General features: G+C 73.9%; 15 protein-coding genes and 1 tRNA gene. 8 read left to right on the top strand and 8 right to left on the bottom strand.

Features of this window, described 5'->3' with window-relative positions; genetic code table 11:
- Positions 1-135: 135 nt before the first annotated feature.
- A tRNA-Arg gene (locus PSQ21_RS10270) sits at positions 136-208 on the bottom strand.
- A gap of 306 nt (positions 209-514) precedes the next feature.
- Here PSQ21_RS10270 and PSQ21_RS10265 point away from each other — a divergent pair.
- From PSQ21_RS10265 to PSQ21_RS10235, 7 genes are all read left to right on the top strand, one after another.
- Positions 515-2,158, top strand: coding sequence for an ATP-binding protein (locus PSQ21_RS10265; protein WP_274030135.1), 1,644 nt, complete (start codon positions 515-517; stop codon positions 2,156-2,158).
- Entirely contained in the window at positions 2,155-4,086 is a 1,932-nt protein-coding gene (locus PSQ21_RS10260; protein ID WP_274030133.1) for a GTPase, read from the top strand. Before PSQ21_RS10265 ends, PSQ21_RS10260 begins: the two co-directional genes overlap by 4 nt.
- Before the next feature lie 199 nt (positions 4,087-4,285).
- Positions 4,286-4,747 (top strand): single-stranded DNA-binding protein, encoded by a 462-nt coding sequence (locus PSQ21_RS10255; protein WP_274030131.1) that lies wholly within the window; start codon positions 4,286-4,288, stop codon positions 4,745-4,747.
- Positions 4,748-4,945: 198 nt separating this feature from the next.
- On the top strand, positions 4,946-6,439 hold the full coding sequence (locus PSQ21_RS10250; protein WP_274030130.1) for a Cys-Gln thioester bond-forming surface protein: 1,494 nt from the start codon (positions 4,946-4,948) through the stop codon (positions 6,437-6,439).
- A 125-nt stretch (positions 6,440-6,564) separates the two neighbouring features.
- On the top strand, positions 6,565-8,229 hold the full coding sequence (gene ettA / locus PSQ21_RS10245) for an energy-dependent translational throttle protein EttA (protein ID WP_274030129.1): 1,665 nt from the start codon (positions 6,565-6,567) through the stop codon (positions 8,227-8,229).
- A gap of 5 nt (positions 8,230-8,234) precedes the next feature.
- Positions 8,235-8,657, top strand: a complete 423-nt coding sequence (locus PSQ21_RS10240; protein ID WP_097868618.1) for an acyl-CoA thioesterase — start codon at positions 8,235-8,237, stop codon at positions 8,655-8,657.
- Positions 8,654-9,364: a hypothetical protein gene (locus PSQ21_RS10235; RefSeq protein ID WP_274030128.1), complete on the top strand. Its 711-nt coding sequence runs from the start codon at positions 8,654-8,656 to the stop codon at positions 9,362-9,364. The genes PSQ21_RS10240 and PSQ21_RS10235 overlap by 4 nt, the downstream gene beginning before the upstream one ends.
- A gap of 61 nt (positions 9,365-9,425) precedes the next feature.
- Here the strand turns inward: PSQ21_RS10235 and PSQ21_RS10230 are convergent, their stop codons facing one another.
- From PSQ21_RS10230 to PSQ21_RS10215, 4 genes are all read right to left on the bottom strand, one after another.
- Positions 9,426-10,481 carry an ABC transporter ATP-binding protein gene (locus tag PSQ21_RS10230; RefSeq protein WP_274030127.1) on the bottom strand — a complete coding sequence of 352 codons (1,056 nt, stop codon included), beginning with the start codon at positions 10,479-10,481 and terminating at the stop codon, positions 9,426-9,428.
- Complete coding sequence (locus PSQ21_RS10225; protein ID WP_274030126.1) at positions 10,478-13,348, bottom strand: ABC transporter permease; 2,871 nt, start codon at positions 13,346-13,348, stop codon at positions 10,478-10,480. Before PSQ21_RS10225 ends, PSQ21_RS10230 begins: the two co-directional genes overlap by 4 nt.
- A 1-nt stretch (position 13,349) precedes the next feature.
- The gene (locus tag PSQ21_RS10220; RefSeq protein ID WP_274030125.1) at positions 13,350-16,655 is read right to left on the bottom strand and encodes an FtsX-like permease family protein; all 3,306 of its coding nucleotides are present in this window, start codon (positions 16,653-16,655) and stop codon (positions 13,350-13,352) included.
- Positions 16,656-16,972: 317 nt separating this feature from the next.
- The gene (locus tag PSQ21_RS10215) at positions 16,973-17,377 is read right to left on the bottom strand and encodes a globin (protein WP_003969111.1); all 405 of its coding nucleotides are present in this window, start codon (positions 17,375-17,377) and stop codon (positions 16,973-16,975) included.
- A 236-nt stretch (positions 17,378-17,613) separates the two neighbouring features.
- Between PSQ21_RS10215 and PSQ21_RS10210 the strand changes: the two genes are divergently transcribed.
- Entirely contained in the window at positions 17,614-18,609 is a 996-nt protein-coding gene (locus PSQ21_RS10210; RefSeq protein WP_274030123.1) for a methyltransferase domain-containing protein, read from the top strand.
- A gap of 15 nt (positions 18,610-18,624) precedes the next feature.
- On the opposite strand, the gene PSQ21_RS10205 is transcribed toward PSQ21_RS10210, so the two are convergent.
- From PSQ21_RS10205 to PSQ21_RS10195, 3 genes are all read right to left on the bottom strand, one after another.
- Positions 18,625-20,034, bottom strand: coding sequence for an FHA domain-containing protein (locus PSQ21_RS10205; protein WP_274030122.1), 1,410 nt, complete (start codon positions 20,032-20,034; stop codon positions 18,625-18,627).
- A 131-nt stretch (positions 20,035-20,165) separates the two neighbouring features.
- A complete protein-coding gene (locus PSQ21_RS10200) occupies positions 20,166-21,527 on the bottom strand; it encodes a vWA domain-containing protein (protein ID WP_274030121.1) in 1,362 nt (453 codons plus the stop codon).
- Positions 21,528-21,617: 90 nt separating this feature from the next.
- Positions 21,618-23,036, bottom strand: coding sequence for a PP2C family protein-serine/threonine phosphatase (locus PSQ21_RS10195; RefSeq protein WP_274030120.1), 1,419 nt, complete (start codon positions 23,034-23,036; stop codon positions 21,618-21,620).
- Position 23,037: the final 1 nt, after the last annotated feature.

Raw genomic sequence — 23,037 nt, 5'->3', positions numbered from 1 at the left:
GGACGGACGCGGCGGGCGGCCTGCGTGGAGGCGCGAAGGGCCGCTTATGCCGACGTGACGCGGTGCTCGCTAACGTGCCCCTGACCGACGAAAAGGCCCTCCGGTGCGGAGGGCCTCACGGTCGTGCGGTCGGTGCGCCCCCGGCAGGACTCGAACCTGCGGCCAAGCGCTTAGAAGGCGCCTGCTCTATCCACTGAGCTACGGGGGCCGGGAGTCCTGATCGGTGGTTCCGTGGCCGTGCCGGGACAAGGATAGGGCTCCGATCCCCTGGACCCGGTTGCTTCACCTGCGTGGCACGATGTGGAGGTTCGGTGAAGCGAACCGATAATCGCAGGTAGGTGCGATTCCTGCATCGGTTTTCGCTCCCCTCGCGCCGGGTGTTGTGCACTCGTTATGCCCCCGCCCCACTCGTCCCCTCTGTCCTGACTCTGTCCAGAGGGTGGAACCGCCGCGCAGAGAGGGCTATACGCTTCAAAAAGGCGCCAAAATTGGGCATTCTTCGCATGTGGTGACCATGGACGTACGGCCTCAGCTCATCGACGCACTTTCCGCCCTGCGCGACCGTGTCGCCGCCGTGCGTCTTCCACTGCCTCTGCCGGGGGCCGAACGCGCCCGGCAGACCAGGGTCGAACTCCTCGCCCAGCTCGACGACTACCTCCTGCCGCGCCTCAAGGACCCCGAGGCGCCGCTGCTCGCCGTGATCGGCGGATCCACCGGGGCCGGGAAGTCGACCCTCGTCAACTCACTGGTGGGATGCCGGGTCAGCGAGGCCGGGGTGCTGCGGCCCACCACACGGACCCCGGTGCTGGTCTGTCACCCGGACGACCACCACTGGTTCGCCGGGGCGCGGGTGCTGCCCCAGCTGACCCGGATCTGGCTGCCGCCGGGGCAGGCGCCCGACCCGGACGGGCTCGACGACCTCGCCGCCCGGGGAGAGGACGGGGAGACCGCGCTGCGGGTGGAGACCGCCGTGAGCCTGCCCCGGGGGCTCGCGCTCCTGGACGCCCCGGACATCGACTCGCTCGTCGTGCGGAACCGGGTCCTCGCCGCCGAACTCATCTGCGCCGCCGACATCTGGGTGATGGTCACCACCGCCTCGCGCTACGCCGACGCCGTGCCCTGGCACCTGCTGCGTACCGCGAAGGAGTACGACGCGGCGCTCGTCACCGTCCTCGACCGGGTGCCCCACCAGGTGATCGCCGAGGTGTCCCGGCAGTACGCGGCACTGCTGACCCGGGCCGGACTCGGCGACGTGCCCCGGTTCACCATCCCGGAGCTGCCCGAGTCCGCGGGCGGCGGCAGCGGACTGCTTCCCACCACCGCGGTCGCCCCGCTGCGCGCCTGGCTCGCACACCGGGCCCAGGACCCCGCCGCCCGGCAGCAGGCGGTAGGACGCACCGCCTCCGGCGTCATCCAGTCGCTCAACGTGCGGATGCCCTCACTGGCCTCCGCCGTCGCCGCCCAGTACGCCGCCTCCGTACGCCTGACCGGGGTGGTCCACGACGCGTACGGGAAGGAGGCCGCCCGGATCCGGCGCCGCCTCCAGAGCGGGGCGGTGCTCTCCGGGGACGCGCGGACCCGGTGGCGCGGCTACCCGCTCTACAGCTCGCCCGAGGAACTGCTCGAAGCCCTCGTCGACAGCCTGGTGGCCCTGCTCCAGTGCTCGGTATCCGCCGCCGACGAACAGATCCGCGCCCAGTGGCGCCGAGAGCCCGCCGGGGGCCTGTTCCGCTACGAGGACGCCGGGCGGGAGGCCGGGGGCTGGGGGCCGGCGGAAGACATCGAAGGGCGGATCTCCGTCGCCGTACGCCGGTGGCGGCGGGTCCTGGAGGAACTGGCCGAGGAGGAGGCGCGCCAGCTGGAGCGGAACGTGGCGCCCGCCCCCGAGACCGTCGCCGCGCTGCTCGCGGCCGCCCTGCTCGGCGGGCGACGTGCCCGGGCCGCGGGGGAGCAGCTCGCCGAACGCATCGGCGCCCAGGGCGCGCTGCGCCTCCGCGACAAGGGCGGTGAGCTGCTGACGACCTACCTCGACCGGGTACTCGGCGGCGAACGCGACCGCCGCCTCGCCCCGCTCGACGCGCTCGATATCGCTCCCGAGCCCCAGGCCGAACTGATCGCCGCGCTTTCCGTACTGCAGAAGGAGAGGTGGCAGCGATGACCGCCGTCACGGACCAGGACAACAGCGACAACGGCCACGGCAGCGGTATCCACGGTGAAAGCAGCGGGGCACCGGACGGGGACACGTCAGGACGGGGCAGGGGCAGGGACGGGCGCTGGGACGACGGGCTCATCGCCCGGCGTGCGGCGGCGGCCGAGGCCCGCGAGCCCGGGGAAGCCACGCCCCGGGCGCCCGCCGAGGACGACGCGGAGCCCCAGGTCGAGGCGTACGTCCCCTCCGGCGGGCCGCTGCCACCCCGGCTCGACGCCCTGCGCGAACTCGTCGGGCTCTCCCGCGCCCGGCTCGACCGGGACACCCTCGCCGAGGCCGGACGCGTGCTGGACGAGGCCGCCGCCCGGCAGCGGCTCTCCTCGCGGCACACGGTCATCGCCGTCGCGGGAGCCACCGGGAGCGGGAAGTCCACCCTCTTCAACGCGCTCGCCGGGGCACCGATCTCGGACACCGGGCTGCGCCGGCCCACCACCTCCCAGCCCATCGCGTGCAGCTGGACCGACGGGGCCGCCGGGCTGCTGGACCGTCTCGCTGTCCCCGGCCGGCTCCGGCGCAGGCCCCACCCCGGGCCCGCCGCCTTCGACGAGGCGCTCCAGGGACTCGTCCTGGTCGATCTGCCCGACCACGACTCGGCGGCCACCGAACACCGCGACCAGGTGGACCGGGTCCTGGCCCTGGTCGACGCGGTGATCTGGGTCGTCGACCCGGAGAAGTACGCCGACGCCGCCCTCCACGAGCGCTATCTGCGCCCGCTCGCCGGACACGCGGAGGTCACCTTCGTCGTCCTCAACCAGACCGACCGGCTGCCCGGCGAGGCGGCCGATCTCGTGCTCGACGATCTGCGCCGCCTCCTCGACGAGGACGGCATCGCGCTCGGCGAGCACGGCGAACCCGGCGCCACCGTCATGTCCCTGTCCGCGCTCACCGGCGACGGGGTGCCCGAACTCCGCGAGATGATCGGCCGCTTCGTCCAGGACCGCACGGCCGCCACCCGCCGACTCTGGGCCGATGTCGACGCGACGGCGGCGCGGCTGCGCCCGGTGTACGTGGCCGAGGGGCGGCCCGGACTCGGCGAGCGGGCCCGCGAGGAGTTCACCGACCGGCTGGCCGAGGCCGTCGGCGCGGCGGCCGCCGGGCAGGCAGCCGAGCGGGAGTGGCGCAGGAACGCCGGGCGGGCCTGCGGGACGCCGTGGCTGCGGCTCTGGCGCTGGTACGAGAACCGGGGCCTGCCCGGCAGCCTGGACCGGATGGGCCAGGCGCTCACCCCGCCGGAGGAGGAGCTGACGGCCCGACAGCGGGTCGAGCAGGCGGTGCGGATCGTCGCGGACGGCGCCGCCGACGGGCTGCCGGGCCCCTGGGCGCAGGCGGTGCGCGAGGCCGCGTTCAACGGGGCGAAGGGGCTGCCCGAGGCGCTGGACGAACTGGCGGTCAAGGCCGGGGCCCCCGGCGCGTCCAAGCGGGGCGGTGGAACGGAGGCGGGGCGGGGCGCCGTCGCCGGAGCCTCGCTCGGCGGCCCGACCGGGGCCCCGCTCGGCGGCCGCCCGGCCAAGCCGCCCCGGCCGAAGTGGTGGCCGGCCGCGGTGCTCGCTCAGGTGTCGATGACGCTCCTGCAGATCTTCGGCGGCCTGTGGCTGGTCGGCCAGATCATCGGCGTCCTGGAGCCGGGACTCGTCACACCCGCGCTGATCATGCTGGCCGGAGTCGTCGGCGGCCCGCTGGTGGAGTGGTCCTGCGCCGCGGCCATCCGGGGACCGGCCAGACGGTACGGGCAGGACGCCGAGCGGCGGCTGCGCGAGGCGGCGGCCGGGTGCGGCCGGGCCAGGGTCCTGGATCCGGTCGCGGCCGAGCTGGTGCGCTACCGGGAAGTGCGCGAGCGGTACGTGACGGTGACGGAGTTTTCCACAACCGGCCGGTAGTCCACAGGCCCCGACGCGATTCCTGTCCGGCGTCCACCATGGAGTCCGCACCTCACCGCGGTACGGAGAGAAGCCCGCGGTACGGAGAGAAGTCCGCGGTGCGGACAGAAGCCCGCGGTACGGAGATGTACGAGCGGTACCAGCGGTGCGGTGCGGTTCGAGCGGTGCGATCCGGTACGACGGGAAAGCGGGGCGGGAAATGAACGAGACCTTGGTGACACTGGTGGGCAACGCCGCGACGGCGGTGGAGTTCCGGGAGACGGCCACGGGCGGAATGGCGCGATTCCGTTTCGCCGTGACTCCGCGGCGCTGGGACCGTGAGAAACAGCTCTGGGCCGACGGCCGCACCAGCTTCTACACCGTCTGGTCCTGGCGGACGCTCGCGGCGAATCTGGCCGGTTCCGTTTCGGTCGGAGAACCCCTGGTCGTGCACGGCCGGTTGAAGGTCCGTGAGGAGGAACAGGCCGGTCAGCGCCGGACGTTCGTCGATGTCGAGGCCGTCGCCGTCGGCCACGACCTGAGCCGGGGAACGGCCGCCTTCCGCCGGGCGGCCAGAGCGGAAGCCGTATTGACGGAGCGTCCGGAGCGCGTCACGGAAGGCGATGTGCGGGAGTCGCCGCAACCACGGGAACACGCCGCCGCGGCGGCGGCGGTGTCCTGAAAAGGCTGATCGGCGACAACGGCGCCAGCCATCGTGCGATAACGATTCCGATTCGGAATGGTTGTGCAAGGGCAGTACGGGGGACTGCCCTTCGCCCGTTCTTTAGGATTCCCAGTGCTCACGGGTCACTTGGGTCTGCTGGCGAGGCATTCCCCACACGCGCACCAAGCGCGAGGGTCTCGCCCGGAGGGGAATTCTGTGTTTTCTGCGTCTTCAGCGTCCGCTGCGTCGTCCGGCACGACAGGGGCGCCCCCCGGCCGCGGGATCCTCCGCCCGGTCGCCGCGCTGCTGCTCTCCGGTCTCGTCGCGGCTGCCGCGCTCGTCGGCGCCGGACCGGCGGCGGCCGACGACCCGGGCCGGCACCACGGCGGCGCGGCCGCGGTGCTCGACGGGCTGAAGACCTTCGACAGCGCCGTGCTCCGCATCCCGGGGAAGAACGACGCGCCCGACCGGACCCAGGAACTGCCCGCCGGGCTCTTCGAGATGACCGTGGACGGCGGCGGCAAGCTCAAGACCTACTGCATCGACCTCCACAACCCCACCCAGGACCAGGCGAAGTACCTGGAGACCCCCTGGGCCGAGACCTCGCTGGGCGGCAACCGGAACGCGGGGAAGATCCGCTGGATCCTCCAGCACTCCTACCCCCAGGTCGACGACCTGGCCGCGCTCGCCGACGCGGCCGGCACCGGCCCGCTGACCGAGCGGACCGCCGCCGCCGGCACCCAGGTCGCCATCTGGCGCTACTCGGACAACGCCGACGTCACCGCGTCGGACAAGCAGGCGGAGAAGCTCGCCGACTGGCTGCACCGCAACGCGCGCGAGGCGAAGGAGCCCCGGGCCTCGCTGACCCTGGAGCCCGCCGCCGTCTCCGGCCGGGCCGGTGAGCGCCTCGGCCCCGTGACGGTCCGCACCGCCGCGGACCAGGTCTCGGTGTCGCCCCCGGTGGACGCGGCGGCCAGCGGCATCACGGTCACGGACGAGAAGGGCGTTCCCGTCACCGCCGCGGCCGACGGGGACCGGCTCTACTTCGCCGTGCCGAAGGACACCGCCGACGGCACCGCCTCCCTGGCCGTCCAGGCCACCACCTCCGTGCCGGTCGGCCGGGCCTTCGCCGGGACCGGCCGCACCCAGACCCAGATCCTGGCCGGTTCCAGCGAGTCCACGGTCTCCGCGCGAGCCACCGCCACCTGGGCCGAGAAGGGCGCCGCCCCCGCCGTGACCGCGCGGAAGAACTGCGCCGCGGGCGGCGTGGACGTCACGGCCGTCAACCGGGGCGACGAACCGTTCACCTTCGAGCTGGCCGGAACCGAGCACACCATCGCCGCCGGGGCCACCCGCACGGTGACGGTCCCCGTCGCCGAGGACCAGGCGTACGACTTCACCATCACGGGGCCGGCAGGCTTCGCCAGGACCTTCACCGGGATGCTGGACTGCGCCACCAGCGGCAGCGTCCTGGACCGCGAGGGCGAGAGCGAGGGCGAGGCCGGCAACGACATCGGCACGCGCAGCGCCCAGCAGTCCGTCCCGGCCACGACCGGCTCCGCCGTCTCGGGGCCGGCGGGCGACCTCGCCGAGACCGGCGGCTCCAGCGCCACCCCGATGCTCGCCGCCGTCGCCATCGGACTGCTCGTCGTGGGCGGAGGCGTGGTCTTCCTCCTCCGCCGGAACGGTCCGCACACCGACGGTGGGTGAGCGGCCGTGCGTGGGGAGTGACGCTGCTCGTGTGTCGATCCCCGGACGGGTTTCCGTCCGGGGAGGGCCGTCAGGCAAGATGGGGTGTATCTGCCCACACCTCTATTGCTGCCGGACGGTTTCTCTTGGCTGAGTACATCTACACCATGCGCAAGACGCGCAAAGCGCACGGCGACAAGGTGATTCTCGATGACGTCAATCTGAACTTCCTGCCCGGCGCGAAGATCGGTGTCGTGGGGCCCAACGGCGCCGGTAAGTCCACGGTGCTGAAGATCATGGCGGGCCTGGAGCAGCCCTCCAACGGTGACGCCTTCATCTCGCCCGGTTTCAGCGTCGGCATCCTCATGCAGGAGCCGAAGCTGGACGAGAGCAAGACCGTCCTGGAGAACGTCCAGGACGGCGCCGCCGAGACCATGGGCAAGCTCAAGCGCTTCAACGAGGTCGCCGAGCTGATGGCGACCGACTACTCCGACGCGCTCATGGACGAGATGGGCAAGCTCCAGGAAGACCTGGACCACGCCAACGCCTGGGACCTGGACGCGCAGCTGGAGCAGGCCATGGACGCCCTGGGCTGCCCGCCCGGCGACTGGCCCGTCACCAACCTCTCCGGTGGCGAGAAGCGCCGCGTGGCGCTCTGCAAGCTGCTCATCGAGGCCCCGGACCTGCTCCTCCTCGACGAGCCCACCAACCACCTGGACGCCGAGTCGGTGAACTGGCTGGAGCAGCACCTCTCGAAATACTCGGGTGCCGTCGTCGCCGTCACCCACGACCGGTACTTCCTGAACAACGTCGCCGAGTGGATCCTGGAGCTCGACCGCGGCCGCGCGATCCCCTACGAGGGCAACTACTCCACGTACCTCGACAAGAAGGCCGCCCGCCTCAAGGTCGAGGGCCGCAAGGACGAGAAGCGCCAGAAGCGCCTCAAGGAGGAGCTGGAGTGGGTGCGGTCGAACGCCAAGGGGCGCCAGACCAAGTCCAAGGCCCGTCTCGCCCGGTACGAGGAGATGGCGGCCGAGGCCGACAAGATGCGGAAGCTGGACTTCGAGGAGATCCAGATCCCGCCGGGCCCGCGGCTCGGTTCCATCGTCGTCGAGGTCGAGCACCTCTCGAAGGCCTTCGGCGACAAGGTACTCATCGACGACCTGTCGTTCACGCTGCCCCGTAACGGCATCGTCGGCGTCATCGGTCCGAACGGCGCGGGCAAGACCACGCTGTTCAAGATGATCCAGGGCCTGGAGACCCCCGACAGCGGCACGGTCAAGATCGGCGACACGGTCAAGATCTCCTACGTCGACCAGTCCCGCGCCAACATCGACCCGAAGAAGACCCTCTGGGCCGTCGTCTCGGACGAGCTGGACTACATCAACGTCGGCCAGGTCGAGATGCCCTCGCGCGCCTACGTCTCCGCGTTCGGTTTCAAGGGCCCGGACCAGCAGAAGCCGGCCGGCGTCCTCTCCGGTGGTGAGCGCAACCGCCTCAACCTGGCGCTGACGCTCAAGGAGGGCGGCAACCTGCTGCTCCTCGACGAGCCCACCAACGACCTCGACGTGGAGACCCTCTCCTCGCTCGAGAACGCGCTGCTGGAGTTCCCCGGCGCGGCCGTGGTCATCTCCCACGACCGCTGGTTCCTGGACCGCGTCGCCACGCACATCCTCGCCTACGAGGGTGACTCCAAGTGGTACTGGTTCGAGGGCAACTTCGAGTCCTACGAGAAGAACAAGATCGAGCGGCTCGGCGCGGACGCGGCCCGCCCGCACCGTGCCACGTACAAGAAGCTCACGCGAGGCTGATCGTCTTGGCTCGTCACCTCTACAGCTGCGCCCTGCGCTGGTCGGACATGGATGCCTTCGGCCACGTCAACAACGTGGTCTTCCTCCGCTACCTGGAGGAGGCGCGCATCGACTTCATGTTCCGGCTGGCGCCCGGGGACGGCTCGCCGTCGTTCTCGGGCGGGTCCGTCGTGGCCCGTCACGAGATCGACTACGTACGGCCGCTGGTCCACCGGCACGAGCCGGTGACCGTCGAGTCGTGGGTCACGAAGATAGGCGCCGCGTCCCTGACGATCGCCTATGAGATCAAGGACCCCGACCAGGTGTACGTACGCGCCTCGACCGTCGTCGTGCCGTACGACCTGGCGGCCGGGCGGCCCCGGCGGATCTCCGCCGAGGAGAAGCTCTTCCTCCAGCAGTACCTCACGGAGGAGCCCGCCGCGGCATGACCGTGCCCGTGCAGTCGCTGCGTTTCGCCGACGCGAGGGAGGCGGCGGATCTCGCCGCCTTCCTCGGCCGGCTGCTCCACTACGACCGGGCCGCCGCGGTCCGGTTGCAGGCGGGCGGCGGCGACGCGCTGGCCGTGTTCGGCCGCCCGCCCTCCTTCGAGGTCCTCGCCATCCGCGCCGCCCGCCTGGCCCGCCCCGAGACGCTCGACGTCACGGTGTCGGCCGGGGAGCTGCTGGAGACCCTCGACGTTCCCCGCCCCGGCGACCCCGAGGGCGGGCCGGGGCCGGGCGCCGGTGCGCTGCCCGCCCCCGTCACCGGGCCGCCCTGGACCGGTGTCCTGCCGCCCCGGGGGCCGTGGCGGGAGCAGCCGGGACTGCCGGGGCCGGACGCCCTGCGCGCCGCGCTGGAGGCCGCCGTCACCGAGTTCCGCACCCGGGACGAGGCGCTGCCCGAGGAGCGGCGCACCCGTGCCGAGCGGGACGGTATCGGCCGCGAGATCTGGTCCCGGCCGGTCGGCGCCACGGAACTTCCGCTCCGGGCCGTCCACGCGGCCCAGTCCCTCGGTTTCCTCCGGGCCGCCCCGGACTTCCCCGTCACGCTGCTCTCCGCGGGCGGCTGGCTCCGGCTGCGGACGCCCTTCGGCTCGATCGCGCTGCGCCGCGACCCGGCCGGCGGCCTGGGCGGGCTCGGCCTCTCGGTCGGATAGGTCGGGCAGGACGCAGGGCGCGTAGGGCGCGCAGGGCCGACCCGGCGGACCGGTGGCGCAGCTACTTCTCCTCCGGCTCCCGCGCGAGTGCGCCGGGCTTCTCCGGCTCCCGCGCGAGCGTGTCCGGCTTCTCCGGTGACCCGTGCGCGTCCGGCCAGACGCCGATGTGGTCCTGCTCCAGCTCCAGCAGCACCCGGTGTTCCATGCCCAGCGCCTGCGTGTAGTCCGCGGGCAGCTGGAGCCGTCCCGCCCGGTCGAGCATCGCGTACTCCCGGGCCACCTGCGACTCCTGGCCCGTCGCCGCGTCCACCTCCGTGCGGCGCAGCACCTCGGAGGACGTACGGCCGTCGCGGATGGCGACCGTACGCCGCACCTCGTTCGCGACCGCCTGGTCATGGGTGACGATCACGATCGAGGTGCCCAACTCCTCATTGGCGCGCCGGAACGCGGCGAAGACCTGCTCGCCGGTGGCCGAATCCAGCTCCCCGGTCGGCTCGTCCGCGAGCAGCACGGACGGGGAGTTGGCCAGCGCCACCGCGATGGCCACCCGCTGCTGCTGCCCGCCGGACAGCTGCTGGGGGCGCCGGTCGCGGCAGTCCGCGATGTCGAGCATGCTGAGCAACGACTCGGCGCGGGCCGCCCGGTCACGCTTGCCGCCGCCACCGCGCAACTGCATGGGCAGGGTGATGTTCTGGATCGCGGTGAGATACGGGAGCAGATTGCGGGCGGTCTGCTGCCAGACGAACCCCACCACGTCCCGGCGGTAGCGCAGCCGTTCCTTCGGGCCCATCGACAGCAGATCGCAGCCCGCGACCTTCGCCGACCCCGCCGTCGGCACGTCCAGGCCCGCCAGAATGTTCATCAGCGTCGACTTGCCGCTGCCCGACGCCCCCACCAGAGCCATCAACTCGCCCTCGGTGACCAGCAGATCGAGGCCCTGGAGAGCCTGCACCTCGACCCCGTCCGTGGTGAAGATCCGCACCACGCGGTCGCAGGCGATCAGCGCGTCATGCCCGTAGGAAGGGCGGTCCCGCCGGGCCGTGGCCCGCTGCTCCAGCTCCGCCAGCGTCGTTTCGGCCGCGCGGGCCGTGCCTGCCGTCTCGGTGGACGAGGTCATCGGGAGTCTCCTGCCCTGAGTTCGGTGATCGATCCGCGGCGGCTCGCCCACCACGCCTGGACGCCCGCGACGGCGGCGGCGAGCGCCACCACCCCGGCGGCCGGCAGCCCCAGCGACCAGAGGTCGGTGCGCAGCATGACGGGGCTCGGGTCGGACCCGGCGACGCCCGCGAGCGCCAGCGGGCCCAGATCGACGCCGGGGGAGAGCAGGGCGATGGTCGCCCAGCCGGTGAACAGGCCGCCGCCCGCCGCCAGCAGCGCCTGCGGTGTCGCCTCGAAGGCCAGCAGCCGCCTGCCCTGCCCGGTGGTGAGCCCCATCGTGCGCAGCCGCGCCAGCAGCGTCCTGCGCTCCGGCGCGGTCTGGAGCAGCGACAGCAGGACGGCCAGCAGCGCGTAGCCGGCGCCCGCCGCGACGGCCGCGAGGTAGATCCGCTCGGCCCCCGCCTGCATCGGGGTGTTCACATACCGCGCGCGCTCCTCGGAACGCAGCTGGACGACGAACTTCTTGCCGCTCTCGCCGACCGCCGCGCGCAGCTTCCCGGGGTCCGGTGCGCCCGTGAGGAGCAGCGTGGTGGGCGCCTTCTGCTCCAGGGAGGCGGCGTTCACGATCAGGAAGTCCGTGGGAGAGACCGCGGCGGCGCGCGCGGTGGTCCCCACGACCTGGACCTTGAAGTCCCCGGACAGGGTCACGATCGCGCGCGGCTCCTTGCCCAACCGGGCCGCCACCGCCGGGGAGGCGATGGCCGGCAGGACCCGCTCGGGGTCGGGCTTCGCGCCGTCGGGCGGCGGCGCGGAGGGGCCGGTGGCCTTCAGCCGCGCGGCCGGGAAGGCCGGCAGCCCGTGGGAGCGGGCCAGCCGGGCGTACGAGCCGGGTTCGACGCCCACCAGGGCCGCGGCCCTCAGATCGCCCGCGCTGCCGCTCCCCGTGCCCGTAGCCGCGTCATCCGAACCGACGCCGCCGCCCTTCGCCCCACCGTCGCCGCCACCGGCCACGGCCTCCGGCATGGCCACGCCGTACTCGACCCGCATCGGCGCGGCACTCCGTACGCCGTCCAGACCGCGGACCGTGCGGACCAGCTCGTCGGGCAGCGTCGCCCGCTCGCCCACGCCGCTGACCCGGGCGTCCGCGCCGACGGACGCCAGCGCCGCGTCGTCCCGCGCGTCCCCGATGCCGGCGATCACCGAGCCGCCGAACGCCGCCGTGGCCAGCGCCAGCAGCAGGGCCAGCAGCGGCAGCGCCCCACCGGCCGAGGAACGCCCGGCGCGGGCCAGCGAGAGGAAGCCGATCGCCCCGCGCAGCCGGGCCATCGGGCGCATGGCGAGCCGCAGGGGCAGCGGGTAGAGCCGAACCAGCACCAGCGCGGCGATCAGCGCGACCAACACCGGCGCGGCGCTGACCAGCAGGTCGGCGCCGCCCTCGGCCGACGTGCCGCGACGGCGCAGCGCCGTCACCGCGCCGACCGCCAGCACGAGCAGGGTCAGTTCGACGACGGTCCGCCGACGCGAGGGCCGGGCGCTCACCATGTCCTCGCGGGCCGTGCCCAGCGTGGGCCGGATGTGCTGGAGCGTCGTCCGCAGGGGCAGGGCGACGCACACCAGGAGGCCGACCCCGGCCGCTGCCAAGGCTCCCGGCCACCATCGGCCCTCGCCCACGGCCAGCACCGCGAGCAGCAGCCCGAGCGCGCTCGCGGGCAGCACGGTCACGGCGGTCTCCGCGAGCAGCCGGCCGCCGATGCCGCGCAGCGAGCCGCCGCGTGAGCGCATCAGCGACAGTTCGCCGCGGCGGCGGGCGGCGATCAGGGCCCCCGTCATCAGCAGGACGACCGCGGCCACGGAGCCGATACCGAGGGCGGCGACCGCGATCACGGGACTGATCGCGTCGCGCATCCGCGCGTTGGCGTCCACGATGTGACCCAGGCCGGTGGAGAACACCGCGGTGTCCTCGGCGATCTCCCGCACCTTCAGCAGCCCGGGGCCGCTCTCCAGCGAGGCGATGACGGACGTCAGCCGGGCGCCGTCGGTGCCGGTCAGCCGGGCGGGGTCGGGCGGCATCCGCCAGAAGAGGGAGGGCTCGGCGGCCGTGCTCAGGAGCGCGGGACCGGCGTCCTCGGCCAGCAGCACGGTGCCGGTCCAGTAGTGCTGCGGGAAGGGGCTCTGGGGGTCCAGGACCAGGGACGGGGTGCGCAGCAGCGGATCGGCCGACCAGTAGCGGCCGTGCGGGTCACGCGGAGCCACGATGCCCGTGATCGTCACCGTGATGGGCTCCTGGGCCGCGGTGAGCAGCGTGATGGTCGCGCCGACCTTCACCTTCAGCTCGGCCGCCGTGTCCTTGGTGACCGCGCCCTGCACCGCACGGGAGTCCGAGGTCACCTCCCGCGGCGTCGTCGGCCAGGCGCCCGAGGCCAGGGTGGCGTGCTTCTTCAGCCCTGTCTGCGCCACATACGTGAGCTGCGGTGGAAGCGCTTCGGGCCTCGGCAGCCAGGGCTCGTTCGCGACGGCCGGCTTCGTGGTGCGCACGCCGTACGCGACCGACGCCGTGTCGGCCCGCAGCGGCGCGGGCAGGGCCTTCAGGAGCTCGGCCCCGACCCGCTCCAGCTCCGGGCTCCGCACCTCGGCGTCCCGCTGCGCCCGCGGCAGTTCCAGTCCGGGCTGCGGGCGGGTGACCTCCAGGGTGCTGCGGCCCGCGTCCGCGGTCAGGATGTCGTGGCGCAGCCCCTTGGTCTCGTACGCGTCCACCGCCCGCGGGAACGCCGCGGCGAGGAACGCCGTCACCAGCACCAGCACCGTGAGCGCCGCCGCGGCGCCGGGAGCGGTACGCAGCCGGGTACGGATCCACGGGGCGGTGGCCGCCCGGTCGTTGTGACGCATGTCAGTGGTCCCCCTGGTGGCGCAGCGTGACCGCCGGGTCTCCGCGGCGGAGCGCCATCGTCGCGACGATCACGAGAGGCAGGGCGGCGACCCCGGCCAGCAGCGCCGCGACCTGCCCGGCGGGCAGCTCGACCAGCACCGGTGGAACGGGCCGGTCCGCCTGCCCGGTCAGCACGATGAGCGGGACGACGGCCCGGGTCAGCACCGTGCCGATGCCGAGCCCGATGAGCAGGGCGAGCGCGATCAGCACGCCCTGCTCGGCGGCGATCATGCGGGCCAGCTGGCGGCGCGGCGCGCCGAGCGCCCGCAACACGCCCAGCTCGGCGGAGCGTTCGCGCCGGGAGCCCGAGGCGCTGACCGCGAAGCCGACCGCCGCCAGCGCGGCGGCGACCACCGCCACGGCCGGCAGCGCCGACTGCGGCCCCGCCCCCAGCGGGTCGTCCACCAGCCGCTGGGCGGCCTCCGCCCGGACCAGTACCTGGGCCGGATCGGTGTCCGGCAGGGCGCGCAGGGCGGCGGCCGTCTTCGCGGCGTCGCCCGGGTCGGCGCTCAGCCACCATTCGTTCGCCTCGATCGTGGCGGTGGGCCGGTGGGCCAGGACCTCGGTGACGGCCTTCAGGTCCAGCAGCAGCGCGCCGCCGCTCGCCACCGGGTCCGGGGCGCCGGACGCCTCGGCGGCCCCGGTGGTCGGCAGCCGCCGCACCGCCTCCGCCAGGGTCACCCGGACGGTGTTCCCGGCCAGGGTGACGTCGATCTCGTCGCCCAGCTTCGAGCTTGTGCTCTTCAGATAGGCGTCCGTCGCGATCGCCTTGAGCGCCGCGGCCTTCGGCCGGGCGGCGGTGATCCGCAAGGTGCTGGAGGCCTGCTCCCAGGTGTTCTGGCTGCCCACCCCGGTGTCGTACGTGAAGTCCGGCACGCCCGACGTCCCGTTGCGCACCGGCGGTTTGCCCGGCCGGTCCTCACCGAACTCGGTGAGCGTCATGGACGCGTCCCAGCGCACCGCTTCCGTAGCCGCCACCTGGCGTTCGGAGCCGGAACCGGAGCCGGAGCCGGTGACCACCCGTACGTCGCTCACCGAGATCCTCCGCTTCTGCGCGTGGTCGGACGGCGGCACGGCGTCCACCTCCAGGCCCGTCACGGCCAGACCGCCCGCCGCCGACACCGGTACGGACACGGGGACCGGGCGGCCGTCCACGGGCACCGGACCGGCCAGGGCCCGGTAGGGGAGCCCGTAGCGGTCCTCCAGGAGCACGGTGACCACCGGCGGTGCCTCGTCCGTGGGCGCGGCGGACCCGGAGCGCTTCGGCGACACCGTGGTGATCCGCAGATCCAGCTTCAGCCGGGTGCTGTCCTTCGGGAGTACGAGCCCGGGGCGCGGCGCCCGCTCCGGAGCGATGGCCGCGAACAGCTCGCGGGGGCTCCCGTCGGCGAGGTCGGAACGCAACAGCATCCGCTCGTCCGCGTGGGCCGTGTCCAGGGCGAGGACCTCCGCGGTCCGCCCGCCGGAGGCCTCGACCGTCGCCCGGTACGCGGGCGCCGCCTGCCGCACCCCCTCCAGGGCGCTGTAGGCGCCGGCCGTCGCCGGACCGCTCCCGTGCCCGCCCACGAGCCGGACCGAGGCGCCGGAGCCGAAGTCGGCCTGGTCGGACTGCGAGCGGTTCCAGGAAGCGCTCTGTCCGATCGCCAGCATGCCCATCGCGACCGACAGGACCAGCAGCAGCACCGGCCCCGCGCCGCGCAACGGGCGCCGGCTGAACTGCCAGCCCGCCAGGGCCGCGGGAAGCCCCCGGCCCTTGGCCGCACGCCGTTCGGCGAGCTTCGCCGCGGGCGGCAGGAGACGCAGCGTGAGCACCGTCCCGGCGAGCAGCGCCAGGGCCGGAGCGGTGACCAGCAGGGGGTCGATCCCGAGGTTGCCCGCCTGGTCGCCGCTGAGCGCCCCGCTGCCGGCCTGCCGGTCCAACTGCCAGTACGCCACCGCCGCTATGAGGAGCAGCCCGAGGTCCGCGCCCGCCCGCACCGGGCCGGGCAGCGACGCGGCCCGGGTCCTGCGCCCACCCGCCCCGGCCGCCAGCGACGGAGCCACCACGGCCAGGGCGCAGGCCAGCGCGACGGCAGCGGAGACCAGCCACACGGTGCCGGTCGAGGCTTCCTGGACCTTCAGCCCGATCCGGGCCAGGGCGCCGCGCTCGGCCAGCAGTCCGGTCAGCGGCCCCGCGAGCAGGGGGGCGATCACGGCGGCGGGCACGGCGAGCATCAGCGCCTCGATCGCGGCGAACGAGGTGATCCGGCCCCGCGAACCGCCCCGGGCCCGCAGCAGTTCGCGCTCCCCGTCGCGCTCGCTGTTCAGCAGCCGGGCCACGAGCAGCAGGGCGTACGCGGCGAGCAGCACCAGCTGCACCGCGACGATCATCAGCGTGGAACGGGAGACCAGCAGCGCCCGGTCGAGCTGGTCGAGCACGGTGGGCAGCGACGTCCGCACGGTGAGCCCGGACGCGAACACCGGTGCTGCCGCGAGGGCCTTCGGGGCGGCGGCCGACGTCTCGCGCAGCCCTTCCATGGAGCCGGTGGTCAGCTCGGCGAAGTCGGCGGACGCCAGCCAGGACGTCTCGCCCTCACTGAGCACGCCGGCGGCGAGAACCGAGGGGTCGGTGAGCAGGGGGCCGTACGTCGTGAAGGCGAGCTTGCGCACCCCGCGCCCGCCGAGCGGGTCCAGCTGCCAGTACGGGTCGGACCGGTCGGCGGCCTCATAGACGCCGGTGACCAGGACCCGCTGCTGCTTCTTGTCGTGCAGCCGGTCGGTGACGGTGAGCCGCGCGCCCGGCTTCAGCTTCAGCGCCTCGGCGGCGACGACGGGCAGCGCGACCTGGACGGGGCCGGCGCCGTCGGGGGCTTCGGGCGCCTTGCCCCCGGTGATCCGCACCCGGCTCGGGTCGAGGGCGGCGAAGTGGGTGAGGTCCGGCTCGCCGCGCCGGGCGGCCGGGTCCTGGAGGCTCCGCGGCAGCGCGTACGACCCCGAACTCTCCAGCTTCCCCACGGTCACGGGCAGGCCGTCGAACGCGTCGCGGGAAGCCGTGCGGACGGCTTCGTCGGCTTCCGCGCGCTGGTCGTGGTCGACGGACGCGGAGACGACGAGGGCGGCGGAGGCGGCCGATCCGTGGGTGAGCGTGTGGCGCAGGGCCGCGTCGCCCACGGAACCTACGAGCGCGGTGAGCGCCGCCAGGACGGAGGTGGTCAGCAGGACGGCCAGGACGGCCGCGGACAGCAGGAGGCGATGAGCCCTCACCCGCAGAAGGACGAAACCCGTCACCTGATCCCCCAGCCCCGGAAACACCGCGTGCGCACGCCCCCCGACGTACGGGTGATGCTTTCAGAGGCGACAGGTTCTGGTAACCGCTCGCAGGTGCACCTTGATGCGATCGTGATCGTTATGCGGAGGCGCGGTGTCGAATTCCGGAGGCGCCCGGTTACAGAACGTGCCGATGGGGCCCGTGGGCGCTGGTGGCGGTGATCAGCCGATGGTTACCGGGTGACCAGCCGACGGTTGCCCGGTTACCAGTCGACGGCTGCCCGGTTGCCCGGTTGTCAGTCGGCGGTTACCAGCCGGCTGGTACCGGCCGACGGTGATCAGTCGGCGGTGTTGACCATCGAGGCGGCGGCGTACGTCAGGTAGTCCCACAGCTGCCGCTCGTGCTCGGGCGCGAGCCCCAGTTCGTCCAGCGCGACCCGCATATGGGCGAGCCAGGCGTCATGGGCCGCCCGGTCCACCCGGAACGGCGCGTGCCGCATCCGCAGCCGCGGGTGGCCCCGGTGGTCGCTGTAGGTGCGCGGGCCGCCCCAGTACTGCATCAGGAACAGCGCGAACCGCTCCTCGGCCGGCCCCAGGTCCTCCTCCGGATACATCGGCCGCAGCAGCTCGTCGCCCGCCACGCCCTCGTAGAAGCGGTGCACCAGGCGCCGGAAGGTCGCCTCGCCGCCGACCTGCTCGTAGAAGGTCTGCTCCTGAAGCGTGTCGCGCGGAATCTCAGTCACCCGTCCATGGTCGCAGACGCACCGACCGGGAACGGGGGTCCTAGGACCAAGGACCGGGAGCCCGGCCGAATACCGCCGGACGGGGTGTCCGCATACCGTCGGACGGGGAGCCCGCCGCCGGATACCGCCCGACGGGGACCACCGGCCGCATACCGCCCCGCCGTATCCGCTCCGCCTCCCGCCCCTCCGGCCCGTCGCCGTTCGCACGCGCGGCTCCGGCGCAGGACAGTGGAGACATGGGTGCACACCGGCAAGGCCCCTCCCCGACCGACGCCGAGACCGACGCGGCGCGGGAAGCCCTCGTGCGGGAGATCGCCGCGCGGGGCGCGTTCACCGATCCCGCGTGGCGCACCGCCTTCGCCGAGGTGCCCCGCCATCTGTTCGTGCCGTTCTACTACGTGCACGGAATCCGGGGCTTCGAGCGCCTCTGGGGCGAGGACCCCGACCCCGAACGGCGTTCCCGCTGGCTCCGCGGCGTGTACGCGGACGAGGCGCTGGCCACCCGGCTCAAGGACGGCGAACTCGTCTCGTCCTCCAGCCAGCCGTCCCTGATGGCCCTGATGCTCGACGCCCTCGACGTACGGGACGGACACACGGTCCTGGAGATCGGCACCGGCCCCGGCTACAACGCGGCGCTGCTCGCCCACCGGCTCGGCGACTCCGCGGTGACCAGCGTCGACCTGGACCCGGAGATCACGGAGTCGGCCCGGAGCCATCTCGCTGCGGCCGGGTACCACCCGACGGTGGTCACCGGCGACGGGGCCCGGGGCTGCCCGCGACGCGCCCCCTACGACCGGATCATCGCGACCTGCACCCTGCCGTCCGTGCCGGAGGCCTGGCCGGAACAGTGCCGTCCGGGGGCGCGCATCCTCGCGCCGCTCGCTACCGGCCTCGTTCTGCTCCAGGTCCGCACGACGGCGCACGGCCCGCGCGCCGAAGGGCACTTCCTGCACACCCCGGCGTACTTCGTGCCCCTGCGCGGGGCGCTCCCGGGCCCCGGCGAGCTGCCGCACCTCGGCGGGCTGCCGCGCCGGGTCGCCGGGGACGATCTCTTCCGGTTCCTCCTGACGCTGACCGCGGGCACCCTCGATCCCCATGAGGCCCTCTCCCTCTGGGAGCGCGAGGAGCGCCCGCAGCGGGAGAGGTACGGCATCACGGTCGGCCAGGGCGGCCAGTGGGCCTGGCTCGACGACCCGCAGGGCCCGTACACCTGGCCGCTCGCCGCCGGATGAGGCGCCGCGCCCGCCTCAGTCCCGGCGCACCGTGATCGTCGTCCACGCCCCGACGTGCACCTGGTCGCCGTCCTGGAGCGGTACGGGGACGTAGGGCTGGATCGGGTCCTCGGCGCCGTTCAGCGTGGTGCCGTTGGTGGAGTTCTGGTCCACGACCGCCCAACCGCCGTCGGGCTGCTGCACCAGTACCGCGTGCTGGTGCGAGACGCCCGGGTCCTCCGGGGGCACCGACAGATCGAGGTCGGGGGACTCGCCGGTGCTGTGGCGGCGACGCCCGATGGTGATCTGGCTCCCGGTGAGCGGAAGGCGCTGCTCCGGGGAGTACGCGGGCAGGTTCAGCCCGGTCGCCTCGGGGCCGCTGCGCTGCATCATCGCGAGGAAGTACGCACGGTCGGGAGCGATCACGGCGGTCCATGAGGCGGACTCCTGGGGCCGGCCCTGGCCCGGCGCCCCGCCGTGCTGCCGGCCCTGGTCGTATCCCTGGTCCTGGTTCTGGTCCTGCCCCTGGTGGGGGCCCGGCTGCTGGAACGCCTGCGGCGGCTGTGGGGCCTGTTGCGCCCGGGAGGGCGGCGGCAGCATCCAGTCGTCCCCGCCGCCGGTGTGCCCCGGCGGCTGCGGCGGCCCGGGCGGCGCCGACTGCTGCTGCTGTTGCGGCGGCGCGAACGGCGAGGCCTGCTGGGGCTCGAACGGAGAGGGGGCTGATGGCTGCGGTTCGAACGGCGAGGGCGTCGAGGGAGCCGGCTGCCGGGGTTCGAACGGCGAGGGTCCGGACTGCTGCGGCGGCGACGGGGGCGCCTGCTGGAACGCCTGCGGGGGAGGCCCGCCCTGGATGCCGCTCCCTTGCTGACCGCCGTTCCCCTGCGGGCCGTTCTGCTCGGGGGCGAGCGGTTCGGCGGGGCGGTTCATCTGCGAGGGACGTGAGCCCTGGTAGTCGAACGGGTCGCGCGGCTGAGGTGCGCCGGGCGGACCGCCCTGGCCACCGGGAGCACCGGGGCCGCCGGGAGCACCGGGCCCAGGCTGTCCGCCCGGGCCGCCGGGGCCAGGCTGTCCGCCGGGGCCGCCGGGGCTCTGCGCCTGGAATCCGGGCGGCAGGTTGAGGCCGGGCGGAGGTCCGCCGGGCGTGCCGTGCTGCGGGGCCAGCGGGGTGTAGGAGGTCGCCGTGTTGGTGAGGAAGTTCCAGCGGCACTCCTCGCAGTACGGCGCCATCGCCTCACGCGGCGTGCGGCACTGCGGGCACAGCTCCGCCTGCATGGTGGGCTGGCCACCGCCGGAATCCTGCTGCGGGTAGCCGTAACCGGGCGCGGGCGGCGGCGGAGGAGGCGGGGGCACCGCGCCCGAGGGCGCACCACCGTTGGCCATGCGGTGTCCGCAGACCTCGCACCAGTCCTCGGAACCCGACTGGTGTCCGTTCGGGCAGGTCGGCATGTCGGCGCTTCCCCCTCTCCTCTTCCGGCCCCAAGGCCGTCATGCTTGTCGATCGCGGGCGTCCTCGCCCGACGCGTACGCAGGGTTGCTCTGTGCTCACGGCCCGGTGATCGTTCGATGACCGTGCCGTGTTACTTCTTGACGCGAACGGTCTTGGTGGAGCGCGTTTCGAGGGTCATCTCGTCCGCTTCCGCAACCTTCGCCTTCAGTCGCACAGTACCTGTCGCGGCATCGACGACGTCGACCACCTTCGAAAGCAGCTTCGCTGTGTCCTGGTTACCGGACGCCGACGCCAGCTGCACCGCGCGGCCCAGTTTCGCCGTCGCGCCGTCGAGGTCACCCGACTTGCGTGCGTCCAGGCCCTGCTGGATGACCTGTGCCAGCTCCGCCTGGCCCGTGTAGTGCGCGACCTGCGGATTGATCGAGGTCGACGCCACCATGTCGTCCGTCCACACCGCCCGTACGAGCCCCTGCGAGAGCGTCTGCGGAGCACCCGCGCCCGAGGGGTCGGGCAGGATCAGCGAGACCCGGGCGGCCAGCATCTCCTGGCCGATCCCGGCCTCCGGCACCAGGACGCACACGTGGTAGTCGCGGGACTCGTCGCCCCAGGAGCCGGTCGGGTAGTCACCGGCGCGCGGGCCCGCCTCGGTCCGCCGCCCGGTCAGATCCGCGACCGTGGGCGCGACCTGCTTCACGAACCGGATCTCCACCCCCACCGGCGTCCAGAGCCGCAGCGCCACGTCCGCGACCTCCTTGCCCATGACGTTCTCCATCATCCGCGTGAAGTCCGCCGCCAGGCCCGCCGGATCGGCCACGATGTCGGCCGTGCCGAGGAGGGCGCCGGCGATGCCGGTGACCTCCTTCACCTCCCAGTCGGTGCCCACCCCGCGGGCGTCGCAGGTGAACCGGCCGGCGCAGGAGTCCAGGGCCGCCCGCAGGTCCTCGGGCGCCTCGTGCTCGTTGCGGCCGTCGGTCAGCAGGATGCCGTGCCGGATGTCCACCTCGGCCGCGCCCAGCAGCCGGTCGGCCAGCCGCAGCCAGGTGCCGATCGCGGTGCCCCCGCCCGCGCTCAGCTTCCGCAGGGCTTCCTTGGCCTGGCCCTTCGTCTGCCGGTCGGCGACCGCGAGCCGCCCGTTGCCCGGGTAGACGTCCTTGGCCACATGTGTCCCGGCGACCACCGCGAACCGGGTGCCCTCGCGCAGGGCGTCGATGGCCGCCGCCGTCGCGTCGCGCGCGTTGCGCATCTTCGTCGGCGGGTAGTCCATCGAGCCCGAGCAGTCGACCATCAGCACCACGGCCGCGTCGGGACCCTGCCCCGGCCCGTACGCGGGCGCGGGCGCCGAACCCGCCAGCGGTACGCCGCCGGTGGTGCCGCCGCCGGTCGAGGTCACGGTGACGATCGCGTTGACCTCACGGCCGCCCTCGGGCAGGAACGCGTTCTGGTACACCTCGACGGAGAACTGGGGCACGTTCGACTTGGAGAAGTTGGCCATCTGGTCGGCTCCTTGAGGCTCCACGGGGAATCACGTGATGGAAGGACGCGGGCGGCTGACACAAGGCCGGGGCAGGGGCGGAGAACCGGCTCAAACGCTTTCGCAGGCCGATCCTGCCCCGTCCGGCCGTACGGCGAACGGCAGTAGCGCCACTGTTACGTTGTCGTGGCCCCCGCCGTCGAGGGCGTGCCCGACGAGTACCTGCGCCGCGCGCAGCGGCTGTTGCTGGGCGTCGGCCGGGACGGCGGCGGCCATCTCCCCGGCGGATTCCGCGTAGTTCCACAGGCCGTCCGTGCACACGACCACCAGGCCCGGCCGGTCCGGCTTGAACGCGGCGGTGTGGGGCTCCAGTTCGTACGCGTCGGCGCCGAGCCAGCCGGTGATGGCGTGCGCGCGCTCGTCGGCGTACGCCTCCGCCTCGTTCATCAGGCCGGCCGCGACCATCTGCGCGGCCCAGGAATCGTCCTCGGTGAGCCGGGCGGTCGGCTGGGTCCGGTCCTCCGGCACCCAGTAGACCCGGCTGTCGCCGACCCAGCCGACGACCAGCAGGCCGCCCGCCGTGATCGCGCCGACCAGGGTGCAGGCCGGGGCGTTCTGGTGGCTGTGCGCGTCGTGCTCCCTCGCCCCGGCGGGTTCCCGCGCCAGGGCGTTGACCGCCTCGGACGCGGCGACGATCGCCTCGTGCATCGCCTGCTGCGGGTGCGTGCCGCGCGGCAGGGACTCCAGCAGCGCCTCGTTGGCGGCGCTCGCGGCGGCCGCCGACGCCTCGTCGGGCCGGCTCGCCGAGGAGACGCCGTCGCAGACGATCGCGACGACGGCGGGCGAGCCGTCCGGCAGGGCGGTCGAGGACACCGCGAAGGAGTCCTCGTTGCGGTGGTGGCGCAGGCCCCGGTCGCTGACGGCGGCCACCGCGTCGAGCTCCTGCTCCATGTGGTCGCGCTCACGGGGCTGGGCGTGCCCGCAGTTCTCGCAGTAGCCGTCGGGGTCCACCCGGCCGGAGCGGCAGGCCACACAGACCTTCGCCCCGGGAGCGGCGGGCGCGGCGGTGTGTTCCGCCGTACGGGGGTCGGGCGCGGCCGGCGCGAAGTCCCCGGAGGCCTCCGTTCCGCCCGGGGCCGCCCGGTCGTCGTGCCGTACCCGGGCCGCCGCGGGCTCCGGCCCGCCCGCCCGCACCGGCCCGGGCGGCGGGGAGTCCGGCCCGGACACCGTGTCCGGCGCGTCCGGCTCCGTGAGCGGCCTGCCGGCCGAGTCCGTCCCCGGCACGTCCGCCGGGCGGACCACGGGCGCGGGCATGTCGGAGCTGTCGGTCTCCTCGGCGGCGGGCCACCGGGTGCCTTCCGCCGGGGCGCCAGGAGGCACGGTGATGGCCATCGTGGGCCGGTCGGCGGGGCGCGCCGGTACGGCCGAGAAGTCGTAGCCGCACGCCCCGCAGAACAGGTCGCCCGCAGCCGGCGGCTCCTCGCAGCCCGGGCACTTCGACAGGGCGGGCTGCTGGTGGCTCTGTGACATC

This window comes from Streptomyces sp. MMBL 11-1 (genome assembly GCF_028622875.1).
Lineage (GTDB): Bacteria > Actinomycetota > Actinomycetes > Streptomycetales > Streptomycetaceae > Streptomyces.
Note: the sequence above shows the minus strand (reverse complement) of the source record. Positions and strands in the feature narration are given on the sequence as shown.